We start from the raw sequence: 15,513 nt of genomic DNA, 5'->3' as shown, positions 1-15,513 counted from the left end.
ACAGTGACCGCCACCACCGTGTGCGATGTGGACGCTCCGGCCGGACACGCCTCGGCCCCACCCGGATTCGCTCCCGGTGGGGCCGTGGCTTACGTCTACCGCCTGCGGCGGTCGGGTCAGTCGGTGGTGCCGAGCACCGGCGGCACGGCGTCCGGGCCGTCGCGCCACACCATCTCGTCCTCGGTCAGCCAGGTCAGCCGCTCGTCGGAGTCGTCCTCGTCGGGCCGGCCGTGCCCGCCCAGCACGCCGTGCCGGTTGGTTCCGGCCGCGCGGCCGGAACCGGGCCGGCCGCTGGCCGTGGCCGCCCGACCGGTGCCCTCGCCGCGCCGACCGTCGACGCCCCGCCCCACCCCGCTGGCGGACCGGCTCTCGGCCGCCGCGGTGCCGCCGGTCGGCCGGACCGAGGCGGTCGGCGTGCTGCCGGGGGAGCCGGCCAACGCGCCGGTGCCCAGCACCCCGCCGGCCGGTGCGCCGCCGGCTGCCCCGAAGAGCAGACCCGGGCCGGTGCCGGCGCTGGCAGTCACCGTGCCCGGCCCGCCCAGGCCGACCAGACCGGCCGTCCCGCCGGCGAGCAGTGCCCCGCCGAGCAACGGATCCGCGCCAGCGAGGGAGGTGCCCCCGTCGGTCACCGTGCCGGTGCCGTTCGGACCGGTGATCACGCCGGCCGTGCCGCCGGCCCCGTCGCCGCCCGGGCCCGAGATGTCCCCGCCACCGCTGGCGACTGGTGGCGGTGCCGCCCGGTCGGGCGTCGCGACGGTCGCGCCGCCGGTGTGCGCGGTGAGCCCGGTGCTCGTCGGCCCGGCGGTCGGGGAGGTGGTGTGGGGACCGCTGCGGGGAGTCGACGGGTCCGTGGTCGTCGGCTGCGGCAGGTCGGGATCGTGCGGGCTCGGAGGGACCACCCGGCCGTAGGCGGAGAGGTCGTACCCCGCGGCCAGCTCGGCCACCACGTTGACCATGCGCTGGTGGGCCTTCTCCTGCTCTTCCTTGTCCTGCTGGTGACCGAGCAGGCCGCCGACCACCGCGCCGGGCACGCCGAAGACGGCCGCGCCCTTGAGCGCGCCGCTGACCGCCTTGTCGTTGTCGTCGGTCTGGTCCGGACTCTCCGCCTGCTGGTGGGCGGTGCGCAGCTGACCGGCCATCAGGGTCAGCCCCTGCCGAACGTCGGACATGCCCTCGCCGAGCGCCCCGGCGTGGTCGACGATCAGCATCAGCCGCCGCTGGAACTCGCGACCGGCCGAGCCCGTCCAGGTGTTGCCGAGCTTTTCCAGGTCGTCGCTCAGCTCCCGGCCCAGACCGTCGACGATGCCCTTGAGCGCGGACCACTGGGCGGCGACGCCCTCGATCTGCTCCGGCCTGCCGGCCATCACCCCGTCGTAGAGCTGTTGATGGCTGACGCCCTGGTAGCGCTGGGTGTACTCAGACACGACCGTCCTCCTTCGGCTGCAGCGCCCGGTCGACCCCGGTCAGCGCCGCGGTGATGTCGCCAGCGTTGGCCGCGTTGCGTGCCTCGGTGGTCCGGTAGCTGGCCAGGATCGTGCTGGTCGCCTGCTGCGCCGCCTCGACCGCCTGCTTGAGTCGATCGGCGGCCTCCACATAGGATTGGTGGACGTCGCTGTAGCGGCGGGCGTTGTCGGTGGCGTCGGCGAACGAGCCCAGCGCCGGGGGACGGCACTGCATCTCGGTGTTGAGCTTGCGCAGCACCGACTCGGCCTGGGCCAGCCGCGCGGCCAACCGTTGGTGGAAGTCCTCAAGGGACAGCAGGTCGACTTCCGTACGCCCGGTCATGGCAACATCCCCGTCGTTCTGGTTGACAACCGCCAGCGAGCCTCAGGTTAGTCGACCGGTGCGATCGAGGCGACCCGCTGCCAGCGCCTCGGTGGCGCTCAGTCTTCGGTGTCCGTCGATGCGGCCGGTCCGCCGCCCGCACCGTCGATCGCCGGGGCATCGGTGGCCGACGGGCTCGGCGTGGGGCCCGGTGGCGCATCCGACGGCACCCCGCCGGGGTCGAAGTAGGCCAGCGCGTCCTCCCGGTCGAGAGTGGGCCCGGTGGGGATCAGCGAGAGCAGCGACGCGGGCACCGCCACGGGAGTGACCCCGCCGTATCCGAGCACGGCCAGCGTCTCGGCGGACCCGAGTGGGTACCGCACGCCCTGCGGGGTGATCAGGTAGGCCGTGGATCCGGCGGCGGGGGCACCGCCGGCCCCGGCACCCGGTGCAGCCTGGGCCAGCACGCCCTTGCCACCGGGAAGCAGCACCGCCTCGGCCGTCCGCACCGCGTCGCGGGGGCTCTGCCGCACCGGCACCGGGCCCGGCTCGGTCGACGTCAGCTCGGCGGGCACCCGGTCGAAGACCTCCAGGGTGGTGGTCGGCGGGGCGCCTCCGATGCCCGAGCGGTACGTCGCGCAGAGCACCGTCTGGCCGGCGCGAGCCGGGTAGAGGGCGGGCAGCGTCGCCGGCAGGCCCTCCTCCTCGACGCGCTGCTCGGTGAAGAGCCGCCCCACCTCGTCCGGCGTGATGTCGGTGATCTGACCGCCGCCACTGACCAGCAGCAGTGCGGTGATCTCGGTGATCGAGACGAGCCCTTCCCGGGTCAGCACGTAGTGCCGGCCGGCGGCGCGGAACACCTGACCGATCTCGGCCGGCCGGCCGGCCACGGCCAGCCCGCTGCGGTCACCGGAACCGGGCAGCGACGGCTTGCGCAGCGGCGGCCCGGCGGGCACCGCGTTGAGCAGTTGCTGGCCCACCCGCAGGGGCTGGCTGCCGGTCATCCGCAGCGCCGCGATCGCCTGGTCGCCGCCGAGCACCTCGAGGCGGGCGTCGGCGGTGAGCAGGTGCCGCTGACCGTCCACGGAGACCAGTACCGCGCGGTCGCCCAGCGGCGTACCGCCGGGCAACGCCCGGTCGATCACCACCCGGGTGCTGGAGCGGCGGGCGTCCGCCGGGTCGGGCACATCGCAGACCGACCACGGCAGACCGGTCAGCGACTTACGGTCGGGCAACGCGTCCGGCGCGCCCACGATGCCGAGCATGCGTCCACGTGGCCGGTCACGCAGCGACGCCTGGGACATCGTCCGCACCGTCGTGTCCGGCTGGTTCAGGACCAGCCGTGCGGAGGTGTAGTTGAGCGTCGGGTACAGCTGGCCCTCGACGAACACGTAGGTGGCGCCGGTCTCGCGCTCGATCACCAGCGTGTTCTCTTCCAGCGGCGCGGTGTTCCCGGTCAACTGGCCGTACGCGCCCACCCCGCCGAGCACCACGGCCGCGGCGATCACGCTGCCGAAGACGGCCATGCCGAGCCGACGCATCGGCAGGTTGCTGGTCTCCGGGTCGCCGGCCAGCAACGCGGAGACGATCCGGCGGGTGACGAAGCGGTACGCCTGCACCTGATCGCGGCGGGTCCGCATGACTTACCTCCGGCGGGGTGGATCCGCGACGATCTCCTCGGGGCGCCGTCGCGGGCTTCCCTACGATAAGGGGCCGTCGGCGGGTCAACGGGACCGCCGGCGGTGGCCGGCAGCGTATCGACCCGGCGCTGAGCCGTACCGTGCAGGAGGGACAGTCACCCATGACGCAGGTCCAGGCGCCACCCGCCCGAGCGGTCCCACACCCGTCCGCTGTCCCGGGGCGGCCACTGCCGCCGTCCGACCGTTCCGGGCGGGGACGCGTCGGTCCGCTGCTCGTCGGGCAGCTCGTCGTGCTGGAGCTGTGCACGGTGGCCGTCTGGGCCGTGTGGGGCCGGCCCAACTGGCTGGTCGCCCTGGTGGGCACGGTGGCGGCGCTGGTCGCCCTCGCGGCCGTGGCCCGGCGGGGCGGCCGCTGGTGGTACGAGGACCTGCTCCTGCGACGTCGGCTGCGACGCCGCCGGGAGCGGGCCGCGGCGGCGCTGGCCAACGGCGGCGGTACGGATCCCCGGCTGGCCGCGCTGGCCCCCGAGCTGACCGTGATCGAGCTGACCGACCGGGGCACCCGCTTGGGCATCGGGCAGGACGCGCAGGGCTGGTTCGCCGCGCTGGCGCTGCAATCCTCCACCGGCGCCACGGTCGGCTCGGTCGAGGCGGCGACGGTGGATCAGGCGCTGCGGGTGCTCGCCGACTTCAGCGCGCCGGTCAGCCGCGCGCAGGTCGTGGCACACACCCTGGTCTGGTACCCCGCTCCCGGCGCCCCGCCGGCCGCCCACCGGACGGTCTGGGTGGCGCTGCGGCTCTCCGTCCGCGACGCCCGGGCGGAGGCCGTGAGCCGGGGCGGTGGGCTGGCCGGCGTACACCGCACGTTGGCGGCCGGGATCGGCCGGCTCGGCAAGGCGCTCAGCGCAGCCGGCCTCGCCCATCGGGCGTTGGGCCGTGACGAACTGCGCGCGGCGGTGGTCTCGGCCGCCGGGCTGGACCTGGTGCCGGAGCCGCCGGCGGAGACCTGGGGTGGCCTGCGCGGCGGCGGCTGGACGCACCGCTGCCTGGCGCTGCGGGTCCGGCCGGACGCTCCGCTCGGCCCGCTGGTGGACGCGGTCACGGCGACCTCCGCGCCCTCGCACACGGTGGCCGCCGTGGTGCTGCCCGGTGGTCGCGCCGTGGCGCCGCTGCTGCGGGTCGCGGCGATGGACAACCACGTCGAGGCGCTGGTCAAGGTGGTGCGCGAGGTGGCGCAGCGGTGCGGCGCGTCGACCCGGCCGGTGGACGGGCAGCACGGCCCGGGCGTCTACGCCAGCGCTCCGGTCGCGTCCGCGCTGGGCTCGGACCGGGCGCCGGCCCGCTGACCGGCGGCCCCCGCCCGGCCAGCGCGGTGGGCCGGACCGGCGCGGTGGGCCGGACCGGCGCGGTGGGCCGGGGCCGGGCCCGCGTGGGTCCGGCCGGTGGGTCAGGGTCGCAGGTTGACGATCCAGCCGTACAGGCCGCAGACCCAGACGGCGAGCGGAACCAGCGAGATGATCAGTAGGATCTCGACGATGTCCAGCAGCCGGCCCCAGACCGGGGAGATGCGCTTGCCGGCGACGGTCAGCCCGTAGATCAGGCTCACCACGGCGGCCAGCAGCAACCCGCCGAGGATCAGGCCGAGCCGTACCGGCATTGACCCGCCGGCGAAGGTCGCCGCGGCGGCCAGGCCCAGCCCGACGGTGCCGGTCACCAGCACCGGGGTGCGCAACGACCGGCCCAGGAAGGGACGGGCACGCAGCAGCGAGAGCAGGGCCAGCACCAGGCAGAGCAGCACCGCCGCCAGCCGGCCGTCGAGAGCCAGCACCAGCTGCGCGCCGAGCACCAGCAGCGACACCGTCCACAGCAGACCGGTCAGGAACGCGTCGGCCCGCTCGCTCAGTTGGAGGACCCGCCGGCCGTCGACCGACTCGCTGTCGGTCTTCAGGTCCTCCGGGCCGGTCGGGATCGACGGCACCGGCAGCCGGGCCAGCCGGTAGGCGACCATCGGCAACGCCGGCACCGCGCCGAAGGCGACCGCCGCCACCACGGCGGCCGCGGCCGGCGCGCCGATGTTGAAGGCCAGGCAGAGCAGCGCTCCCAGGCCGGTCGCCGAGCCCACCCCGATCGCGCCGAAGAAGAGCGGGTACCGGTCACCCACGGCGAGTGTGGCCACCGCGCCGGCCAGCACGACGGCGGTGGCCGCGAGCAGTACGTGCGGGCTGGCCAGCCCGGTCAGCGGCCGGTTGCCGGCCAGCAGCAGCAGGCCGCCGGTGGCCGCGTGCACCAGAGCGACCATGGCCAGCACCGACCCGGTCCGGCTGTCGCCGGCGGCCCGGGAGACCACCGCGGCGCCAATCAGCAGCGCCACCGCGACCAGCAGGGCGGCCAGCGCGCCGGGCAGGTGCGGCGGGCCGGTGCAGGCCGCCGCCACCGCGCCGCCAGCGAGCGCCGCCGCGGCGAACAGCACGGCGAAGGAGCGGGTGGTCTCGACCTGCCAGGCGCCCGGCCGCTGGTTGGTCGCCGTCGCGACCGCGTCCACCACGTCGTCGAAGACGATCTCGGGAGTGGCGGCCGAGCGCGGGTTGAAGTAGAGCACCTCGCCGTCGCGGACGCCGAGCTGAGCGGCGGTACGCCCACCGTCCAACGGCGCACCGCCCAACCGGGACAGTGCCCAGCCGCCGTGCCGCACGCCCTCGTCGGCCAGGTCCTCACCGGCGTAGCGGAGCAGGGTGGGCAGCAGGTCGGCCATCGGTACGTCCGAGGGCAGGGCCAGGTCCATCCGGGTGCGGGGGGCCACGATGGTGATCCGGCTCAGGCCACCGGTCGCCGTCTTCGTCGCCACTGTGGCCTCCTCGTGCTCTTCAACGATCACCTGGCCGGCGGTGCCACGGTACGGGTCCGCGGCGCCCACGGGAGATTACCTACGATGACTGCCACGTACGATGCCCACCCGAGGACTCCGGTCCGCGGCAGATCGTCATCAGGGCCGCTTCTGGGGAGGAGACAGCCGTGAGCACGGTGGTGTTCCGCCGGCTCCCGCGTCAGCCGGGGCCGGCCTTGCCGCGCGGCGAAGTGTTGCTGGAGTCCCCGCCCGAGCTGCCCGAGCCGACGCCCCGCGGCATGGGCCAGCTGCTGATGATCCTGCCGATGGTCTGTGGCGTCGGCGCGATGGCCTTCCTCTACGCCGGCCGTGGCGGCGGCATGATGACGTACGTCGCCGGTGGTCTGTTCGGCGTCTCGATGCTCGGCATGGCCATCGGTTCGCTGAGCAACGGCGGCAACGACAAGGCCGAGCTGAACGCCAACCGCCGCGACTACATGCGTTACCTGGCGCAGATGCGCAAGCGCACCCGGCGCGCGGCCGAGCAGCAGCGGGCGGCGATGGCCTGGCGGCACCCGGAGCCGGACGCGCTCTGGTCGATCGCCGCGTCCCGGCGACTGTGGGAGCGGCGGATCACCGAGGACGACTTCGGCGAGACCAGGATCGCGCTCGGTCCGCAGCGGCTGGCCGTGGAGATCGTTCCGCCGGAGACCAAGCCGGTCGAGGACCTGGAGCCGATGAGCGCCATCGCGCTGCGCCGGTTCGTACGGGCCCACTCCTCGGTGCCCGACCTGCCGACCGCGCTGTCGGTGCGGGCGTTCAGCCGGGTGGTGCTGCGGGGCGAGCGGGAGCCGGTGCTCGACCTGACCCGGGCGGCGCTGGGGCAGCTGGCCACGTTCCACGCCCCGGACGACCTGGTGATCGCCGTGGTCGCCGCCCCCGACCGGCAGCCGGCCTGGGAGTGGGTCAAGTGGCTGCCGCACGCCCACCACGGTGGACGCACCGACGCCGCCGGAGCTCGCCGGCTGGTCTTCGCCACCCTGGCCGAGGCGGAGGAGGCGCTCGCCGGCGAGCTGGCCGGCCGGCCGCGGTTCGCCCCGGAGGCCAAGCCGTTGACCACCGCACCGCACCTGGTGGTGGTCGTCGACGGCGGGGAGATCTCGCCGACCTGCCAGCTCGTGGGCCAGGGTCTGCTGGGCGCCACCCTGATCGACCTGTCCGGCACCGTGCCGCGCGATGCCGGCCGCTGGCTGCTCTGCCTCGACGCCGGCGACGGCGACACGCTCGACCTGGTCCGGGGCAGCTCGTCGTCGCGACTGGGCCGGCCCGACCGGCTCAGCGCCGAGGGCGCCGAAGGGCTGGCCCGGCAGATCGCCCCGTACCGGCTGTCCCAGCAGCAGGCCAGCAGCGATGAGCCGCTGGCCCGCAGCATGGAGCTGCCGGACCTGCTCGGTGTCGGTGACGCCGCGGCGGTGGACGTGCACCAGACCTGGCGGCCCCGCGGTCACCGGGACCGGCTGCGCATCCCGCTCGGTGTGGGCCCGGACGGCAACGTGGTCGAGCTCGACTTCAAGGAGTCCGCGCACGAGGGCATGGGTCCGCACGGCCTGGTGATCGGTGCGACCGGCTCCGGCAAGAGCGAGCTGCTGCGTACGGTGGTCGCCGCGCTGGCGGTGACCCACTCCTCGGAGGAGCTCAACTTCGTCCTGGTCGACTTCAAGGGTGGTGCCACGTTCGCCTCGCTGGAGGCGCTGCCGCACACCAGCGCGGTGATCACCAACCTGGCCGACGAGCTGCCGCTGGTCGACCGGATGCGGGACGCGCTGGCGGGCGAGATGGTCCGCCGGCAGGAGCTGCTGCGCGCGGCCGGCAACTACGTCTCCCGCTTCGAGTACGAGAAGGCGCGGGCGGCCGGGGAGCCGCTGGCCCCGATGCCCAGCCTGCTGATCATCTGCGACGAGTTCAGCGAGCTGCTCGCCGCCAAGCCCGACTTCATCGACCTCTTCGTGATGATCGGTCGACTGGGCCGGTCGCTCGGCGTCCACCTGCTGCTGGCCAGCCAGCGGCTGGAGGAGGGCAAACTGCGTGGCCTGGACACCCACCTGTCGTACCGGATCGGCCTGCGCACCTTCTCCGCCGTGGAGAGCCGGATCGTGCTCGGCGTGCCCGACGCGTACGAGCTGCCGAACGCCCCGGGCCACGGGTACCTGAAGACGGACACCAGCACCATGCTGCGCTTCCGGGCCGCGTACGTCTCCGGGCCGTACCGGGCGCCGGGGCAGCAGGTGTCGGCGTCGCAGGCGCTGGTGCAGCGCCGGATCGTCCCGTACGGCGTCGACTTCGTTCCGGCGCAGGCGCCACAGCTGCCGCCCGACACCGCGCCGGAGCCGGAGCAGCCGGCCGACGGCAAGGCCGTGGCGATGCTGGACGTGCTGATCGACCGGCTCAAGGGCCAGGGGCGGCCGGCGCACCAGGTGTGGCTGCCCCCGCTGGCCGACCCGCCGGGCCTGGGTGAGCTGCTCGGTCAGTTGGCCGTCGACCCGACCTACGGGCTCTGCACCGCGTCCTGGCCCGGCCGGGGGCGGCTCACCGTGCCGGTCGGTGTGGTGGACCGGCCGTACGAGCAGCGCCGCGACCCGATGATGGTCGAGCTGGCCGGTGCCGGCGGCAACGTCGTGATCGTCGGCCGCTCGCTCAGCGGCAAGAGCACCATGCTGCGGTCGCTGCTGGCCTCGCTGGCGCTCACCCACACCCCGCGCGAGGTGCAGTTCTTCTGCCTCGACTTCGGCGGCGGCGCGCTGCGCAGCCTGGAGCGGCTGCCGCACATGTCCGGGGTGGCCGGCCGGCGGGACACCGAGGCGGTTCGCCGTACGGTGGCCGAGGTGGTGGCCGTCCTGGACGACCGGGAGGTCCGCTTCGCCCAGCACGGCATCGACTCGGTGGCCAGCTACCGCCGCCGCCGGGCCGCCGGCGAGTTCGCCGACGACCCGTTCGGTGACGTCTTCCTCGTCGTGGACGGCTGGAACACGCTGCGCCAGGACTACGAGGAGCTGGAGCAGACCATCACCACGCTGGCCAACCGGGGCCTCGGCTTCGGCGTGCACGTGGTGCTCACCGCGGTGCGGTGGGCGGAGGTCCGGATCAACATGCGGGACCTGCTCGGCACCAAGCTGGAGCTGCGGCTGGGCGACCCGGCCGAGTCGGAGATCGACCGCCGTTCGGCGATGAACGTGCCGGAGAAGTCCCCGGGCCGTGGTCTCACCCGGGACAAGCTGCACTTCCTCACCGCCGTCTCCCGCATCGACGGCCGCCGCGACATCGAGGACCTCAGCGAGGCATCGACCGCCCTGGCCGGGCACGTGGCGGCCAACTGGCCGGGCCGCCCGGCGCCGAAGGTGCGGCTGCTGCCGCGCAGGCTGCCGGTCGCCGAGCTGGCCCGGATCATCGACCGGTCTGCGCCCGGCCTGCCGATCGGGGTCAACGAGGCGGCGCTCGCCCCGGTCTACCTGGACCTGGCCAACGAGCCGCACCTGACGGTCTTCGGCGACGCCGAGTGCGGCAAGACCAACCTGCTGCGGCTGATCGCCCGGGGCATCACCGAGCGGTACACCCCGGCCCAGGCCCGGCTGGTCATCGCCGACTACCGACGCGGGCTGCTCGGCGCCGTGGAGGGCGACCACCTCCTGGACTACGCCCCGTCGAACCAGGCGTTCGCCCAGGGGCTCGCCTCGATCCGCAGCGCGCTGTCCAACCGGCTGCCCGGCCCGGACGTCACCACCGCCCAGCTGCGCGACCGCAGCTGGTGGAAGGGCCCGGACCTCTACATCCTGGTCGACGACTACGACCTGGTGGCCTCCGGCGGCAACAACCCCCTGTCGGCGCTGCACGAGCTGCTGCCGCAGGCCCGCGACATCGGCCTGCACCTGATCATCACCCGGCGGGTCGGCGGCGTGGCCCGGGCGCTCTACGAGCCGGTGCTGCAGCGGTTGCGTGAGCTGGACAGTCCGGGGCTGTTGATGTCCGGCAACCGCGAGGAGGGAGCGGTCTTCGGCACCCTGCGGCCGAGTCCCCAGCCGCCCGGGCGGGGCACCCTGGTGCGCCGCCGCGACGGCCAGCAGCTGATTCAGACCGCCTGGTCCGAGCCCTCCTGACGGGACGGCCGGGGCCGGGTCGTCCCGGTGGCGTGCGGCCCGCGGCCGCACCCGCCGAGAGGACCCGTCGAGCATCGGAACGGAGGGCGCCGGCATGCCGCAGGCGTTGTTCTACCTGTTCGTGTACTTCCTGCTGACCATCCCTGTTTTCCTCGGCCTGGCGCTGGTCGCCCAGCTCGGGCGATCGGCGGCGGCCCGGCGGGCCGGCGAGCTGGTGCTCATCACCGGCATCGCCGCACTGGTCCCGGTGGTGCTGCACCGCGCACTGGAGGTGCCGGCGCTCTGGTTGGCGGTGGCGCTGCTGGTGGCCGTGCTGGTGGTGAGCGTGGTGATGCACGTCCGGTCGTACTCGCGATCCGCCTGACGCGATCCACCACCATCCATCCATTGCGGTCGGTCAGGGCTGCGCGTGCTGGACCGGTTCCGCTACGGTCTTCACTGGAGTGTCCGTCGGTGGGGTGTTGCTGCCTTGCCGCGGGGGAGGGGCGCGGCAACCGCCGCCACAACATGACGGAAGGGTGTGAAGCATGGCGTTCGAGGTCGAAGCTGCGACTCTGCATACCGCCGCGAGTGACGTGCGGTCCACGCGCAGCGAGGTCGACGGCGAGCTGAAGAAGCTGTGGAACGTGGTCGACGACCTGGCCATGGCGTGGAAGGGTCAGGCGTCCACGGGCTTCCAGTCGCTCATGCAGCGCTGGAACGAGGACACCGTCAACCTGCTGACGGCGATGGACAGCATCGCCGATCTGCTCGACAAGTCGGGTACGACGCACCAGGTCAACGACGAAGAGCAGCAGCAGATGCTGGACAAGTTCCACTCTGCTCTCAACCCGTGATCCGTAGCCAGCAGAGGAGGAAATCGTGACGATCAAGGTTGACTACGCGGTCCTCGAGAGCAGCAACCAGCAGATGCAGGCCATCTCGCGGACCATCGACGAGAAGCTCGACACGCTGCGGTCGATGCTGTCGAAGCTCCAGTGGGACGGTGAGGACCGGGCCGCCTACGAGCAGCACCAGGCCAAGTGGGACGCGTCGGTCCGGGACATCAACCGGATCCTGAACGAGATCGGCGGCGCCGTCGGTATCGCCAAGGAAAACTACGTCTCCACCGAGATGAGCAACGCCAAGGTGTGGGGCTGACGAACGCCGGTGCGGCTCCGGTCCGGCTCGACCGGGCTGGAGCCGCCTTGCGTCGACGTCCGCACGGTCCTGCCGGCAGTAACGGGTACGGCCCGCACCGGCGGTAGGTGTGGCGGTCCTGGTCAGCCGGTCGCCGGGGCGTCCGTGCGTCGACCCGGGCGCCAGCCGCGTCGACGCCCCCGGGCCACGATCGGCCGGGCGGCCAGCAGCAGCGCGGCGAGCAGCGCGCCGACCACCGCCGCCCAGATCGCCGCGGTGCGCTGCCAGCCCAACGGGTCGTGCGGTGCGGCCGGTGCGGGCAGCGCGCCCGCCGGCGGGTCGGTCCGGGTGCCCAGCAGACTCGCCACCGCCCGGTACGGGTTGACCACGCCGTGACCGACTTCCGCGTTGTGGCCGTCCGGCGGGTTGTCCGCCGTCCGGTTCAGCCGGTCGGCGACCTGCTGGGGGCTGAGATCCGGATGGGCGGCGCGGACCAGCGCGGCCACTCCGGAGACGTACGCGGCGGCGAAGCTGGTGCCGCCCTGCGGCTCGGCCAGGTAGCCCGACCCGCCCGGTGCCGGGCCGACGATGTTCAGCCCGGGCGCGGCGATGTCCACGTAGGAGCCACTCACCGAGCTGCCCACGTGCCCACCCTGCTCGTCCACCCCGGCGACCGCGATCACCCCGGGGTACGCGGCCGGGTAGGCCGGCTGGTCCTGCTGTGACTCCTGCCGGTTGCCGGCGGCAGCCACCACCACGACCTGCTTGGCGAGCGCGTACTCCACGGCCTCCGCCAGCTCGGGCCGGGGCAGGGTCACCAGGGACAGGTTGATCACGTCGGCGCCGTTGTCGACCGCCCAGCGGATGGCCCGGGCGATCTCCCCGGGCAGTGCCTCGTCGGTGGTGCGACGGGTGTCCGGCAGGACCCGGACGGGCAGGATCCGGGCCGCCGGGGCGATGCCGCTGAACGGCACGCCGGTGCCCTCGCGGCCGGCGATGATGCCCGCCACGATGGTGCCGTGCCCGGCCAGGTCGCACCGGCCCTGTCTGGCCGGTAGGCCGTTGTAGTCGCGGCCCTCGACGACCTGCCCCTTGAGCACGGGATGCGTGGCGGAGACCCCGGAGTCGATGACCGCCACGGTCACCCCGGCACCCCGCGACAGCGGCCAGGCCGACGACGGTTCGAGCCGGCTCAGCGGCCACGGCGTCTCGGCCGGGGCGGGGCCTCCCGCCGGCCCGCAGGTAGGGGCCGCGGCGGCCGGGGACGGTGCCGCCACCACGGTGGTGCCGAGCAGGACCGCCACCGTCGCACCGAGGACGGATCGGAATCCTCGACCGGCCCGGCGGGTCGGATTGGTCGCGCTCAACGGCTGGCTCTCGCGCACCCGCTGAGATTACCGTCGCGCCGCGCTCGGCACGGGCCGGCGGTGGCGGTCAGGACCGCTCGGCGGTGTCCGGCGCCTCGGCGAAGAGGGCAAGCAGGTCACCGACCTGACGGTCGGCCTCGGCGGGGTGGCGAAAACGGCCGGCTGGGTTGAGGGTGTACTCGTTGCGCCGCCCCACCCGGGTGCGGTGCAGGTAGCCTTCGGCCTCTAGGTCGGCGACGATCGCCTGGGCGGCCCGCTCGGTGACGCCGACCTCGGCGGCCACGTCGCGCAGCCGGGCGGTGGGGTTGCGCGCGATGGCCAGCAGCACGTGGCCGTGGTTGGTGAGGAAGGTCCAGTTCCGGGCGCCGCCGTACCCACCCGCTGCCGTCCCCATGCCCGCCATCGTATGACCCGCCTTCCGGATCCCGCACCGCCCGCCGGACCTGAGCGCAGGACCGGCCGGGGTCAACGTATGAAATCTATATCACGTATAGGTTGACGTACCTTGCGGTGCGTGTGACGGTGAAGCCCGGGCCCGCGCCCACCCGTGGGCCGGGATGTGCAGGTCAAACGCGTGGAGACGAGGTGCGGGGATGAGTCGTCCCGGTACACCCGGCGGACAGCCGGTTACCCAGCGAGCCCCCGAGCGGTCGGCCGCGCCGACCGACCCGGCGCAGGCGTACGCCGAGTTGGTCGAGGGCAACCAGCGTTTCGTCACCGGTGCTCCGCGCCATCCCAACCAGGACGCCGGACACCGGGCTGCCGTCGCCGACGGGCAGCACCCGTTCGCCGTGATCGTCGGCTGTTCCGACTCCCGCCTCGCCGCCGAGATCATCTTCGACCGCGGGCTGGGTGACCTCTTCGTCGTCCGCACCGCCGGCCACACGGTCGGCCCCGAGGTGCTGGGCAGCGTGGAGTACGCGGTGACCGTGCTCGGCACCCCGCTGGTGGTGGTCCTCGGGCACGACTCGTGCGGCGCCGTGCAGGCGGCCCGGGAGGTGGCCACCACCGGCGTCGTGCCCCCGGGACATCTGGGCGCGGTGGTCGACGCCGTGCTGCCCGGCCTGCGCCGGGCCGCCGCCGAGGGCGTGCACGACATCGACGGCATCGTCGACATCCACATCGCACAGACCGTCGAGGCGCTGCTCGGTCACTCACCCGTCCTGGCCGACGAGGTGGCCGAGGGACGGTGCGCGGTGGTCGGGCTGTCGTACCGGCTCGCCGCCGGCGTGGTGCGGCAGGTGGCCGCCGTGCCGGCCGGCACCACCGCGCTGGACGTGCCCACCGACCCGGCCGCGTCCGCCGCCTGACGCGTCGAGGGCCGCCCCGCGTTCTGCGGGGCGGCCCTCGACGCGTTCGTCCGACGTCAGAGCAGCGACATGTGCACGTGGTCGGTGTGGTTCGACGGTCCGCTGTACGACTTCCAGCCGGTGGCCGGGAACCAGATCTGCCGGTTCCAGATCACGTAGTAGATGCCCAGCCGGTCGGCGTTGCGGATGAGGAACGCGGCCAGGTTGTTGCCGTACGTCCGGGTGTCGGTGTTGTGCCACGGGCGAAAGCCGCTCTTCTCCAACGACCAGTCGCAGGCGCGGCCCTTCGGGTGCTCCCACGGGCCGCCAGGGCGGTAGCAGCCCGCGAACCGGTTGAAGCCGGCCCGCCGGACCTCCTTGTAGGCGTGCAGGGTCCGCGGGGTGATGGTGCCCGAGGTGGTCGGGTCGTCCACCGAACGCGACTCCGGCCGCCAGTCGCCGTCGGAGTCGCGGCCCGGGCCGATCCGGGCCACCGGCGAGGTGGCCGCGACCAGACCGCCGGTGAAGCCCTGGCCGCCGACCAGGGCGAGCGCCTTGTCCGCGTCGTGCTTCTGCTTCGCGATCAGAGCGGCCTGCTTCTGCTGCTCGCGGACCTCCGCGTCGAGGGCCAGCTTCGCCTGCTCGGCGCGGGTCTTCACCGCGTTGACCTCGGCCAGCTTCTGCTCGTTGACCATGTTCAGCTCGTCGAGTGCGGCGGCCCGCTGGACGAACGAGTCCGGCGTGCCGCTCTCCAGCAGCATCGCCATCGCGCCGACCCGGCCGGTCCGGTACGACTGGGCGGCGATCTGGGACACCTGCGGGGCGAGCGCGTCGAGGTCGGCCTGGGCCCGTTTCACCTCGAGCGCGAGCTGGAGCTGCCGTTTCTTGGACTTGTCCAGTTTGGACTGGGCCGCCAGGTAGGCGCGGTTGGTCTGCTCGATGACGTCGTTGAGCAGCTGGGGCTCGCCGTCCTCCTCGTGCCCGGAGGGCGTGGGGGTGTTCGGGGCGGCGTGCGCCGGGAGGGGTCCGGCGAGCACGGTCAAGGCGGCGAACACGGCCACCACGGGCGTCAGCCAGCGGCGTAGGGGTGCCGTCACTCTGTTCCCTTCCGTCGACCGCCGACCGGGTTAGCTGACGGGTTCGGGGCGGAAGTGGCCCCTACCGCTGTTGCGGATTCACCCCACGTACCTGGGTTCCCGGCTCGCCGCTTGGCGATTGGGCGGTGGCACCGCAGGCGCCGCTGCGCGCCTTCGGCGGTAACCGGCAGCGAGGTTACCCGAGAGTCCACCCGCAGAGCTACGTCCGGATGCCTACCAAAAGTGTCATTTCGCCATGGCGCTGAGTGACCAGTGACGCGGT

At 73.8% G+C, this 15,513-nt stretch carries 13 protein-coding genes and 1 riboswitch; of the genes, 6 read left to right on the top strand and 7 right to left on the bottom strand.

Going from position 1 to position 15,513, the window contains the following annotated elements; all coding sequences use genetic code 11:
• Positions 1–116 precede the first annotated feature (116 nt).
• The 3 genes from ACFOW4_RS23365 to eccB all read right to left on the bottom strand — a co-directional run bounded on the left by ACFOW4_RS23365 (position 117) and on the right by eccB (position 3,404).
• Entirely contained in the window at positions 117–1,424 is a 1,308-nt protein-coding gene (locus ACFOW4_RS23365; protein ID WP_377531193.1) for a WXG100 family type VII secretion target, read from the bottom strand.
• Positions 1,417–1,785: a hypothetical protein gene (locus tag ACFOW4_RS23360; protein WP_377531191.1), complete on the bottom strand. Its 369-nt coding sequence runs from the start codon at positions 1,783–1,785 to the stop codon at positions 1,417–1,419. The genes ACFOW4_RS23365 and ACFOW4_RS23360 overlap by 8 nt, the downstream gene beginning before the upstream one ends.
• A 98-nt stretch (positions 1,786–1,883) precedes the next feature.
• Positions 1,884–3,404, bottom strand: a complete 1,521-nt coding sequence (gene eccB / locus ACFOW4_RS23355; RefSeq protein WP_377531189.1) for a type VII secretion protein EccB — start codon at positions 3,402–3,404, stop codon at positions 1,884–1,886.
• Between the two features lie 161 nt (positions 3,405–3,565).
• On the opposite strand from eccB, the gene ACFOW4_RS23350 reads away from it, so the two are divergent.
• On the top strand, positions 3,566–4,750 hold the full coding sequence (locus tag ACFOW4_RS23350) for a type VII secretion protein EccE (protein ID WP_377531186.1): 1,185 nt from the start codon (positions 3,566–3,568) through the stop codon (positions 4,748–4,750).
• A gap of 101 nt (positions 4,751–4,851) precedes the next feature.
• On the opposite strand, the gene eccD is transcribed toward ACFOW4_RS23350, so the two are convergent.
• Complete coding sequence (gene eccD / locus ACFOW4_RS23345; protein ID WP_377531183.1) at positions 4,852–6,318, bottom strand: type VII secretion integral membrane protein EccD; 1,467 nt, start codon at positions 6,316–6,318, stop codon at positions 4,852–4,854.
• Between the two features lie 98 nt (positions 6,319–6,416).
• On the opposite strand from eccD, the gene eccCa reads away from it, so the two are divergent.
• From eccCa to ACFOW4_RS23325, 4 genes are all read left to right on the top strand, one after another.
• Positions 6,417–10,379 carry a type VII secretion protein EccCa gene (gene eccCa / locus ACFOW4_RS23340; protein WP_377531180.1) on the top strand — a complete coding sequence of 1,321 codons (3,963 nt, stop codon included), beginning with the start codon at positions 6,417–6,419 and terminating at the stop codon, positions 10,377–10,379.
• Between the two features lie 94 nt (positions 10,380–10,473).
• Positions 10,474–10,743, top strand: a complete 270-nt coding sequence (locus ACFOW4_RS23335; protein ID WP_377531177.1) for a hypothetical protein — start codon at positions 10,474–10,476, stop codon at positions 10,741–10,743.
• A gap of 163 nt (positions 10,744–10,906) precedes the next feature.
• Positions 10,907–11,215 (top strand): WXG100 family type VII secretion target, encoded by a 309-nt coding sequence (locus tag ACFOW4_RS23330; RefSeq protein ID WP_074316322.1) that lies wholly within the window; start codon positions 10,907–10,909, stop codon positions 11,213–11,215.
• 25 nt (positions 11,216–11,240) lie between these two features.
• Entirely contained in the window at positions 11,241–11,519 is a 279-nt protein-coding gene (locus ACFOW4_RS23325) for a WXG100 family type VII secretion target (RefSeq protein ID WP_377531174.1), read from the top strand.
• Between the two features lie 122 nt (positions 11,520–11,641).
• On the opposite strand, the gene mycP is transcribed toward ACFOW4_RS23325, so the two are convergent.
• Both mycP and ACFOW4_RS23315 read right to left on the bottom strand, forming a co-directional pair.
• Complete coding sequence (gene mycP / locus ACFOW4_RS23320) at positions 11,642–12,883, bottom strand: type VII secretion-associated serine protease mycosin (protein WP_377531172.1); 1,242 nt, start codon at positions 12,881–12,883, stop codon at positions 11,642–11,644.
• Between the two features lie 49 nt (positions 12,884–12,932).
• Complete coding sequence (locus ACFOW4_RS23315) at positions 12,933–13,259, bottom strand: helix-turn-helix transcriptional regulator (protein WP_377531170.1); 327 nt, start codon at positions 13,257–13,259, stop codon at positions 12,933–12,935.
• Positions 13,260–13,458: 199 nt separating this feature from the next.
• Between ACFOW4_RS23315 and ACFOW4_RS23310 the strand changes: the two genes are divergently transcribed.
• The gene (locus ACFOW4_RS23310) at positions 13,459–14,175 is read left to right on the top strand and encodes a carbonic anhydrase (RefSeq protein WP_377531168.1); all 717 of its coding nucleotides are present in this window, start codon (positions 13,459–13,461) and stop codon (positions 14,173–14,175) included.
• A 56-nt stretch (positions 14,176–14,231) separates the two neighbouring features.
• Here ACFOW4_RS23310 and ACFOW4_RS23305 read toward each other — a convergent pair whose 3' ends face one another.
• Positions 14,232–15,251 (bottom strand): coiled-coil domain-containing protein, encoded by a 1,020-nt coding sequence (locus ACFOW4_RS23305; protein ID WP_377531165.1) that lies wholly within the window; start codon positions 15,249–15,251, stop codon positions 14,232–14,234.
• A gap of 4 nt (positions 15,252–15,255) precedes the next feature.
• Positions 15,256–15,386: riboswitch (cyclic di-AMP (ydaO/yuaA leader) on the bottom strand.
• Positions 15,387–15,513 lie beyond the last annotated feature (127 nt).

Origin of the sequence: Micromonospora sp. GCM10011542, from assembly GCF_042650685.1 — a bacterium.
Taxonomy (GTDB): Bacteria; Actinomycetota; Actinomycetes; order Mycobacteriales; family Micromonosporaceae; genus Micromonospora.
The sequence above is the reverse complement of the archived record's forward strand: the minus strand, read 5'-3'. Positions and strand labels throughout refer to the sequence as shown.